The organism is Isoptericola sp. NPDC019482 (genome assembly GCF_040632295.1).
In the GTDB taxonomy this organism is placed as follows: domain Bacteria; phylum Actinomycetota; class Actinomycetes; order Actinomycetales; family Cellulomonadaceae; genus Isoptericola.
In genome coordinates this window covers 1-9,188 of sequence record NZ_JBEYBQ010000066.1, presented here as the reverse complement: position 1 = coordinate 9,188, position 9,188 = coordinate 1, and the positions used below count along the sequence as shown (strand labels likewise).

Sequence of the window (9,188 nt, the reverse complement as noted above, 5' to 3'; positions counted from 1 at the left end):
ACGATCACCGGGGCGGCGTGGAACGCCGACCTGGCGGCCGGGGCGCAGGCCACGGTCGGCTTCGTCGCGAACGGCACCCCGCCGGCCGACGGCCCCCTGGCCTGCAACTGACCGCCACGAGGTAGTTCCGTCCCTGCCGAGGTAGTCACCAGCCTGCCGAGGTAGTCCAGATCTCGCCGAGGTAGTGGTCCAGTCCACTACCTCGGCAAGGTTCGGACTACCTCGGCGAGATCTGGACTACCTCGGCAGGCCCGGTACTGGGCACTGGGTACTGCCTCGACGGTCAGCCGAGCAGGTCCAGGACGGCGCGCTCGGCGGCGGAGCGCGTCCGGGTCGGGCCGATCGTCTCGCCGTGCTCCCACAGGTCGACCAGGCGCGGGTCGATGTACGACGCGCGGGCGACCGCCGGGGTGTTGCCGAGCTCCTCGGCCACGTCGCGCACGATCTCGGCGACCACGCGCCGCCGCGCCCGCTGCGAGCGCGGCGGCGCGCCGACGTCCGCGAGCGCCCGCGCCGCGAGCACCGTGGCGTGCCAGGTGCGGAAGTCCTTGGGCGTCGCGTCCTCACCGAGCCGGTCCTTGACGGTCGCCTGCACGTCCGCGCTGGTGACGTCGTGCCAGCCCGCGCCGTCGTCGTCCCGCCACGCGAGCAGGTCCGTGCCGCCGCGGCGGCGCTTGAGGGTGGTGACGAGGGCGGCCACCACCGGGTCCTCGACGAGCACGTCGCGCAGCTGCCCCGACTTGGCGGGGTACCGGAAGTGCACGCTCCCGTCGCGCCGCACGGTGGCGTGCTCCTTGCGGATCGTGGCGAGCCCGTAGCTGCGGTGCTTCGCGGCGTAGACCTCCCCGCCGGCGCGGAAGTACGCGTCGTCGAGCAGCCGGAACGCGAGCGCCAGCACGCGGCGGCGTCCGACGCCGTCGCGACCCAGGTCGCGCGTCACCGCTGCTCGGGCGCCGGGCAGGCGCCGGCCCACGTCGAGCACGTGGTCGTGCTTGCGGCGGGCTCGCCGCGCCTGCCACTCCTCGTGGTACAGGTACTGGCCGCGACCGGCGTCGTCGCGCCCGAACGCCTGCAGGTGGCCGTCCGGGTAGCGGCAGATCCAGACGTCCGTCCAGGCGGGCGGGACGGCGAGGCGCGTGCAGCGCGCCACCTCGGCCGCGTCGTCGAGCGGCGCGCCGGAGACGTCGAGGAACACCCAGCCGTCGCCCTTCGCACGGCGGGAGTAGCCGGGGGAGGAGGCGGAGACGCGGCGCAGTCGCACGCGCACAGTGTGCGGCGGCGGCACGCTCCCCGCAGCGCTGCCGGGGGCGGGCGAGGTCAGCCCGGGAGCCGGATCATGCCCTCCTGCGCGATGCTCGCGACCAGCCGGCCCTCGCGGTCGTACACGCGGGCGAGGCCCAGGCCGCGGCCGCCCTGGGCGCCGGGCGACTCCTGGACGTACAGCAGCCAGTCGTCGGCCCGTGCGTCGCGGTGGAACCACATCGCGTGGTCGAGGCTCGCCATCGGGACGGCGCCGCCGACGTCGATCCACGACCTTCCCGCCTGGCGCAGCACCGGCTCGAGCATCACCTGGTCGCAGGCGAAGGCGAGCAGCGCGCGGTGCAGCAGCGGGTCGTCGGACTCGATGGCGTGCCGGGCGCGCACCCACACCTGCTGGGTCGGCTTCGGCTCCGGGTCGGGGCCCAGGTACAGCGACCCGCCCACGTGGCGCAGGTCGAACGCCGACTCGTGCGACCAGAACTTCGCGGCCGGGTGGTCGATGCCGTCGAGCACCTCGATCGCCGACGGGACGTCCTCCGGCGCCGGGACGTCGGGCGGCGCCGGCTCCGCGGCCTCGTAGCCGGGCTGGTCGGTCTGGAAGGACACCGTCAGCGACAGGATCGGCTTGCCGTGCTGGATGGCGTGCGTGCGCCGTGCGCTGAACGACCGCCCGTCGCGCAGCCGCTCGACGGCGAAGTCGATCGGGGTGTCCAGGGCGCCCTCGCGCAGGAAGTAGGCGTGCAGCGAGTGGGGCAGGCGGTCGTCGTCCACCGTGCGGCCGCAGGCCAGCAGGGCCTGGGCCAGCACCTGGCCGCCGTACACGCGGCGGCCGGGGCCGGGCACGCTGTCGCCGCGCCACAGGTCGTCCTCGCCGCGCGGGCCCCAGCCGTCGACCTCGCGCAGGTCGAGCGCCGCCAGCAGGCGGTCCAGGGCGTCGGGGATCCCCGCAGGGGCGGGCGTGGTGGTGGACGTCTCGCTCACGCGCTCTCCAGGTCGGGTCGAGGTCACTCGTCGAACGTGTTGATCATGCTGTACGCCGCGCGCTCCAGGTAGTCCCACAGCTGGGACTCGTGGATCGGCGCCAGGCCGAGCGCGTCGACGGCGGTGCGCATGTGCGCCAGCCAGCGGTCGCGCGCGTCGGGGTTGACCTTGAACGGCGCGTGCCGCATCCGCAGGCGCGGGTGGCCGCGCTGCTGGCTGTACGTCGTCGGGCCGCCCCAGTACTGCTCGAGGAAGAGCGTGAGCCGCACCTTGGCGGGCCCGAGGTCCTCCTCCGGGTACATGGGGCGCAGCACCTCGTCGGTGGCGACACCCTCGTAGAACACGTCGACGAGGCGCTCGAACGTGGCGTGCCCGCCGACGGCGTCGTAGAACGACGGGGGTGAAGTCTGGTCCGTCACGGGCTCATCCTCCCAGACACCCGCGGTGCTGCTGCTCCCGCTCGGCGGCGGGGAGCGTTACGCTGGTCACGGACCTGCAACGACGCATTCCACGGGAGGCCCCCATGACCATCGCCCCGCACAAGGCCGACGACATCCTCGCGGCGCTCGGCGGCAGCCGGAACGTCGTCGAGCTCGAGCCCTGCATCACCCGGCTGCGGGTCGAGGTGAGCGACCCGGCCCTCGTGGACGACCAGGGGCTCAAGGCGTCGGGCGCGTTCGGCGTGGTGCGCTCGGGTCGCGTGGTCCAGGTCATCGTCGGCCCGGAGGCCGACGACCTCGCCGCTCAGATGGACCCGCTGCTCGTCTCCTGACCGGTCGAACCCGCGGGAGCCCTGCGCGTCGAGGTCAGGCCTCGGGGTCCTGGACGGCGGCCGGCTCGACCTCTGCGGGCTGGTCGAGCACGCCCGCCGCGCGCAGCTCCGCCTGCGCGTGCCTGCGCAGCTCGCGCGAGACCTCCCACTGGTCGCCGGGTCGCGTCTGCGCGTGGAGCGTGAACGACATGGTGATGTCGTTCACGGCGTCCACGCCGCGCACCGACGGGGCCTCGAGGAGCGTCGGCGACAGCTCCGGGTCGGCCTGCACGGCGTCGGCCGCGCGGCCGAGCGCGGCCCGCACGACGTCGACGTCGCTGTCCACGGGGACCCGCACCTCTGCGACGGCGCGTGACCACTGCTGCGTCATGTTGCCGGCCCGCAGGATCTCGCCGTTGCGCACGTACCAGAGGGTGCCGTCGAAGGCCCGCACCTGCGTCACGCGCAGCTGCACCTCCTCGACCGTGCCGAGCGCGCCGGACCCCAGGTCCACCGTGTCGCCCACGCCGAACTGGTCCTCGACCAGGAGGAAGACGCCGGAGATGAAGTCCTTCACCAGGCTCTGCGCGCCGAAGCCCAGTGCGATGCCGACGACGCCGGCGGAGGCGAGGAGCGCGCCGACCGGCTGGCCCACGGCCTGCAGGATCATCAGCGCCATGATCGTCCCGACGGTGATGTTGGCGGTGGAGCGGAGCACCGAGCCCACCGTGCGTGCCCGCTGTGCGCGCCGCTGGCTGGCCAGCGGGTTCGCCAGCGCGATCGCGTCCTCCACGAACGGCGTGCGCTGCAGGTAGCGGCGCCAGGGGGGCGAGCCCTCGGTCGTGGTCGTGCCGGAGCCGGTCGCGATCCGCTCCGTGACGTGCGCGATCACGCGGCGCAGCAGCACCAGCGCGACGATGCCGATCGCGAGGATGATCAGCACCTGGAGCGGCCAGCCGGTGAACCACTCCCAGAACGCGGCCCAGCCATCGGCGGCGGCCTTCGCGCCTTCGTCGATGATCGAGGTCTCACCGGGTGTTGGTTCGGGCGTCACCGCCGCCGGGGCAGCGGTCCGGAGGGTGGAGATCACGGGGGTCACCCGCCCACGGTAGCGAGCGTGCGCGCGGTGGCGAAACGTCGGCGGGCGTGACGTCGCGCCGCGTGGGCGGACGGCCTGGTGGGACGCGGGATGGCAGGATCGTCCCCGTGAGCAAGGACCAGCCGACCACCCCGGACGACGCCCGCGACGAGACCCCGGACGACGCCCGGGACGATACGGACGGCACGTCCGAGGCCGCGAGCGCCGACGAGCCGAGCGCCGAGCTGCGCGAGCTGGCCGAGGCGTACGGCGTGCTCCGCGAGCACCACGGCTTCGGCGGCGAGGTGGTGACCGCGGCGGCGTCGACGCTCGTGGCGGTCCTGGGTGCGCTGGGCGTACCGGCGAGCACGCCCCAGCAGGTGACGCACAGCCTGCAGCGTGCGCGCGACGACGAGTGGCGCGCCGTCCTGCCGCCCACGGTCGTGGTGCGCGAGGGCGCCGGGGCGCAGGTGCCGGTGCACGTCACGGACGGTGCGGCCGTGCACGTCTGGCTCGAGCTGGACGGCGCGGAGCCCGCGGCTCGCGAGCACGCGGTGCGCCGCCGTCGTGACCTCGAGCAGCTCGACGTCCTGGTCGAGCCGCGCTCGGTCGACGGGCGCCGTGTGGGGCGCGCGACGTTCGCGCTGCCGGACGACCTGCCGCTTGGCTGGCACTCGCTGCACGCGCTCACGGAGGGCCACGAGTCCCGGGCCACCGTCGTCGTCACCCCGCGGCGGCTGGAGCTGCCCGCCGGGCTGGAGGACGACCAGTGGTGGGGCTTCCTCGCCCAGCTCTACTCGGTGCGCTCGCGCACGTCGTGGGGGGTGGGCGACCTGGCGGACCTGGCCGACCTCGCCTGGCTGACGGCGCACCGCGCGGGCGCGGACTTCGTCGGCGTGAACCCGCTGTCCGCGACCGAGCCCGTGACGCCCGTGACACCGTCGCCGTACCTGCCGACCAGCAGGCGCTTCCTCAGCCCCCTGTACGTGCGGGTGGAGGACATCCCGGAGACGGCGTACCTGTCGGCGGCGGACCGCTCCCTCGTCGAGTGGGCGGCCGACCCGGTGCGCGACCTCGTGGCCGACCCGGGTGCCCTGGACCGCGACGCCGTGTGGGAGGCGAAGAAGGCGGCGCTCGAGGTCGTGTTCACCGCCCCGCGGCGTGCCGCGCGCGAGGCCGCGTACCAGGAGTTCGTCACCGAGGAGGGGCCGGGCCTGCGCGACTTCGCCACCTGGTGCGCGATCGTCGAGCACCTCGGCTCCCGCCCGCGGCCCGACGAGCTGGGCGACCCGGCGTCGCCCGCCGTCGCCGCGCTGCGCGAGCAGCTCGCCGAGCAGGTCGAGTTCTACGTCTGGTTGCAGTGGGTGGCCGACGAGCAGAAGCAGACCGCCCAGCGGGTGGCCCGCGAGGCCGGGATGCGGATCGGCATCATGCACGACCTGGCCGTCGGCGCCCACCCCCAGGGCGCGGACGCGTGGGCGCACCGCGACGTCCTCGCCCGCGACGTCTCCGTCGGAGCGCCGCCGGACATGTACAACCAGCAGGGGCAGGCCTGGTCGCAGCCGCCGTGGAACCCGCGGGCCCTGGCGAGGGCCGGCTTCGCGCCGTACCGCGACATGCTGCGCACGGTGCTGCGGCACGCGGGCGCGCTGCGGGTCGACCACGTGCTGGGGCTGTTCCGGCAGTGGTGGGTGCCCGAGGGCTCCTCGCCGGCCGCCGGCGCGTACGTGCGCTACGACCACGAGGCGCTGCTCGGCATCCTGTGCCTCGAGGCGCACCGCGCGGGCGCCGTCGTCGTGGGGGAGGACCTGGGCGTCTTCGAGCCGTGGGTGCGCGACGAGCTCGCCGACCGCGGCGTGCTCGGCACCTCGGTGCTGTGGTTCGAGAAGGAGGACGGGCGCCCGCTGGAGCCGGAGAAGTACCGGCGCGCGTCGCTCGCGACCGTCGGCACGCACGACATGCCGCCCGCCGCCGGCTACCTCGCCGGGGAGCATGTCGACCTGCGCGAGCGCCTCGGCCTGCTCGCGGACGACGCGCAGGAGCTGCGCGCGGCCGCCCGCGCCGAGCGCGACCAGGCGGTGCTGGCACTCGCCATGCGCGGCCTGGTCTCCGACCACCCTTCCGAGCGGGAGATCGTCGAGGGCCTGCACCGGTACCTGCGGAAGTCGCCGGCCGCCCTCGTGGGCGTGCAGCTCACCGACGCGGTCGGCGAGCGGCGCACGCAGAACCAGCCCGGCACCGACCAGGAGTACCCGAACTGGAAGGTGCCGCTGGCCGACGGGTCGGGCAACGTCGTCCTGGTCGACGACCTCTTCGACAACGCCCGGCTGCGCTCCCTGGTCCAGGCGGTCCGCACCGCGCGCTGACCGAACCCGATGTTGTGAGCACGATTTCGGGGACTTTCACCGCGGTGATAGTCCCCGAAATCGCGCTCACAACGCCGACGGCTCGTGCGGAGGTCAGCTCGCGTCGACGGCCTGCGCGGCGAGGGCGCGCTCGGTGCCGGCGAGCTGCTCGACGACCATGCGGCGCAGGGCGGCAGGGGCGTCGGCGTTCGCGTCGAGCCAGCCGCGGACGGCGTCGCGCAGCGCGGCCGACGCCAGCGGCGCCGGGTAGAGGCCCTCGATGAGCTCCTCCGCGATGTGGTAGCTGCGCGTGGTCCAGATCGGCAGCAGCGCGTCGACGTAGCGGGCGGCGAACGGCTCGAGCACGGACGGGTCGGTCACGTGCACGAAGCCGGCGGCCGTGGAGCGGATGATCGCGTTCGGCACGTCCGCCCGGTCGACGACGGACGCGAACGCGGCCTCCTTGCCCGCGACGGTCGGCGTCGCCGCGCGCGCCCGGGCGGCCGCCTGCCGGCCGGTGGCGGTGTCGTCCTGCGCGAGGGCCGCGGCGACCTCCGCGTCGTCGGCCGCGCCGAGCAGCACGAGGCTCTCCAGCAGCTCCCACCGCAGGTCGGTGTCCACCGTGAGCCCGTCGAGCTCGACCGTGCCGTCGAGCAGGCCGCGCAGCGGGGCCACGTGGTCCTGGGTCGACGCGAGCTGCGCGAAGAACTTCACCAGCTGCAGCTGCAGGTCGGAGCCCGCGGCCGCCTCCTGCGCGAGGCCCCAGAGCCGGTCGCCGATGCGCGCCAGGGTGGCGGCACGGCGCTCGGGCGCCACGTACGACCGGGCGGCCAGTCCGAGCTGGTTCAGCGTGGTCCGCACGGTCGTCGACTCGGTCTCGGCGGCGATGTTGCCGAGCACGAGGTCCACGTACGACGACGCCGGCGTCTCGCCGTCGCGCACGGCGTCCCACACGGAGCCCCACACGAGGGATCGGGCCAGCGGGTCGGAGATCCGCGACAGGTGCTCCACGGCCGCCGCGAGCGACGCCTCGTCGAGGCGGATCTTCGCGTACGCGAGGTCCTCGTCGTTGAGCAGCACGAGCGCGGGGCGCTCGCGGCCCACCAGCTCGGCCACGTCGGTGCGCTCGCCGTCGACGTCGATGACGACCTGGTGCGTGCGGGTCAGCGCACCGTCGACGAGGTCGTAGAAGCCGATCCCGAGCCGGTGCGGGCGGATGGTCGGGTAGTCGGCCGGGGCCGACTGCAGCACCGCGAAAGCGGTGATCCGGCCCTCGGCGTCGACCTCGATCTCGGGGCGCAGGGTGTTCACGCCAGCCGTCTCGAGCCACGCCTTCGACCAGGCGGTCAGGTCGCGGCCGCTGGTGGCCTCGAGCTCGACCAGCAGGTCGCGCAGCTCGGTGTTGGACCAGGCGTGCTTGCGGAAGTACGCCGACACGCCGCCGAGGAACTCGTCCCGGCCGACCCACGCGGCGAGCTGCTTGAGCACCGAGGCGCCCTTGGCGTAGGTGATGCCGTCGAAGTTGACCTGCACGTCCTCCAGGTCGCGGATCTCGGCGACGATCGGGTGCGTGGAGGGCAGCTGGTCCTGGCGGTACGCCCACGTCTTCTCCATCGCGGAGAAGGTGGTCCACGCGGCCTCCCACTCGGTGGCCTCTGCCGTGGCGAGCGTGGACGCGTACTCCGCGAACGACTCGTTCAGCCACAGGTCGTTCCACCACTTCATGGTGACGAGGTCGCCGAACCACATGTGGGCCAGCTCGTGCAGGATCGTCACGACGCGGCGCTCGCGGACGGCGTCGGTCACCTGGGAGCGGAAGACGTACGACTCGGTGAAGGTGACACAGCCCGGGTTCTCCATCGCGCCCATGTTGTACTCGGGCACGAAGAGCTGGTCGTACTTGTCGAACGGGTACGGCACGCCGAACGTGGACTCGTAGAACGCGAAGCCCTTGCGGGTGGTCTCCATGATGTAGTCCGCGTCCAGGTGCTCGGCGAGCGAGGAGCGGCAGAAGACGCCGAGCGGGATCGTGCGGCCGTCCGACGACGTCAGCTCGCCGCGCTGCACCGCGTACGGGCCGGCGACGAGGGCCACCAGGTAGGACGAGATGCGCGGCGTCGGCTCGAAGGTCCACGTCGCGGCCGGGACGTCGGCGTCCGTCGCGTGCGTGGCCGGCGTCGGCTCCGGCGTCGGCTGGTTCGAGACGACCTGCCAGGCCGCGGGGGCCGTGACGGTCACCTGGTAGGGCGCCTTGAGGTCGGGCTGCTCGAAGGTCGCGAAGACGCGGCGCGCGTCGGGCACCTCGAACTGGGTGTAGAGGTAGACCTCGCCGTCCACCGGGTCGACGAAGCGGTGCAGGCCCTCGCCGGTGTTCATGTAGGCGCAGTCGGCGACGACGCGCAGCTCGTTGGTCGCGGCAAGGCCGGTCAGCGCGATGCGCGAGTCCGCGAACACCTCGGCCGGGTCCAGGGCGACGCCGTTGAGCACGATCTCCCGCACGGCCGGGGCGACCAGGTCGACGAACGTGCTCGCGCCGGGGGTGGCCGAGAACCGGATGACGGTGGTCGACGCGAACGTGGTCGGTCCGGTGGTGAGGTCGAGGTCGACGGCGTACGACTCGACGTCGGTGACGACGTCGGCGCGCTCGATCGCCTCGGCGCGGGTCAGGTTCTCTCCGGGCACGGGTTCTCCCTCGTCTCAAGGTGGTGCAGCGCGTGATGGGCGCGCAGGCTCGCGCACGATGATGCCACCTCGGGCCTCCCCGGACGCACGG

The 9,188-nt window shown here is 73.9% G+C and carries 7 protein-coding genes; 2 read left to right on the top strand and 5 right to left on the bottom strand.

The window, feature by feature from the left end:
• Positions 1 to 283: 283 nt before the first annotated feature.
• Genes ABZ493_RS21520 through ABZ493_RS21510 form a run of 3 tightly spaced genes read right to left on the bottom strand, consistent with a single transcriptional unit; the run spans position 284 to position 2,660 of the window.
• Complete coding sequence (locus ABZ493_RS21520; RefSeq protein ID WP_430584153.1) at positions 284 to 1,261, bottom strand: DNA topoisomerase IB; 978 nt, start codon at positions 1,259 to 1,261, stop codon at positions 284 to 286.
• A gap of 56 nt (positions 1,262 to 1,317) precedes the next feature.
• Positions 1,318 to 2,241 carry an acyl-CoA thioesterase II gene (locus tag ABZ493_RS21515; RefSeq protein ID WP_430584152.1) on the bottom strand — a complete coding sequence of 308 codons (924 nt, stop codon included), beginning with the start codon at positions 2,239 to 2,241 and terminating at the stop codon, positions 1,318 to 1,320.
• 23 nt (positions 2,242 to 2,264) lie between these two features.
• Positions 2,265 to 2,660, bottom strand: a complete 396-nt coding sequence (locus ABZ493_RS21510) for a globin (RefSeq protein ID WP_430584151.1) — start codon at positions 2,658 to 2,660, stop codon at positions 2,265 to 2,267.
• 104 nt (positions 2,661 to 2,764) lie between these two features.
• Between ABZ493_RS21510 and ABZ493_RS21505 the strand changes: the two genes are divergently transcribed.
• A complete protein-coding gene (locus ABZ493_RS21505; RefSeq protein WP_430584150.1) occupies positions 2,765 to 3,013 on the top strand; it encodes a PTS glucose/sucrose transporter subunit IIB in 249 nt (82 codons plus the stop codon).
• Positions 3,014 to 3,047: 34 nt separating this feature from the next.
• Here the strand turns inward: ABZ493_RS21505 and ABZ493_RS21500 are convergent, their stop codons facing one another.
• Positions 3,048 to 4,091 (bottom strand): mechanosensitive ion channel family protein, encoded by a 1,044-nt coding sequence (locus tag ABZ493_RS21500; protein ID WP_430584149.1) that lies wholly within the window; start codon positions 4,089 to 4,091, stop codon positions 3,048 to 3,050.
• Between the two features lie 251 nt (positions 4,092 to 4,342).
• On the opposite strand from ABZ493_RS21500, the gene malQ reads away from it, so the two are divergent.
• Entirely contained in the window at positions 4,343 to 6,436 is a 2,094-nt protein-coding gene (gene malQ / locus ABZ493_RS21495) for a 4-alpha-glucanotransferase (protein ID WP_430584154.1), read from the top strand.
• 93 nt (positions 6,437 to 6,529) lie between these two features.
• Here the strand turns inward: malQ and pepN are convergent, their stop codons facing one another.
• Positions 6,530 to 9,097, bottom strand: a complete 2,568-nt coding sequence (gene pepN / locus ABZ493_RS21490; RefSeq protein ID WP_430584148.1) for an aminopeptidase N — start codon at positions 9,095 to 9,097, stop codon at positions 6,530 to 6,532.
• Positions 9,098 to 9,188: the final 91 nt, after the last annotated feature.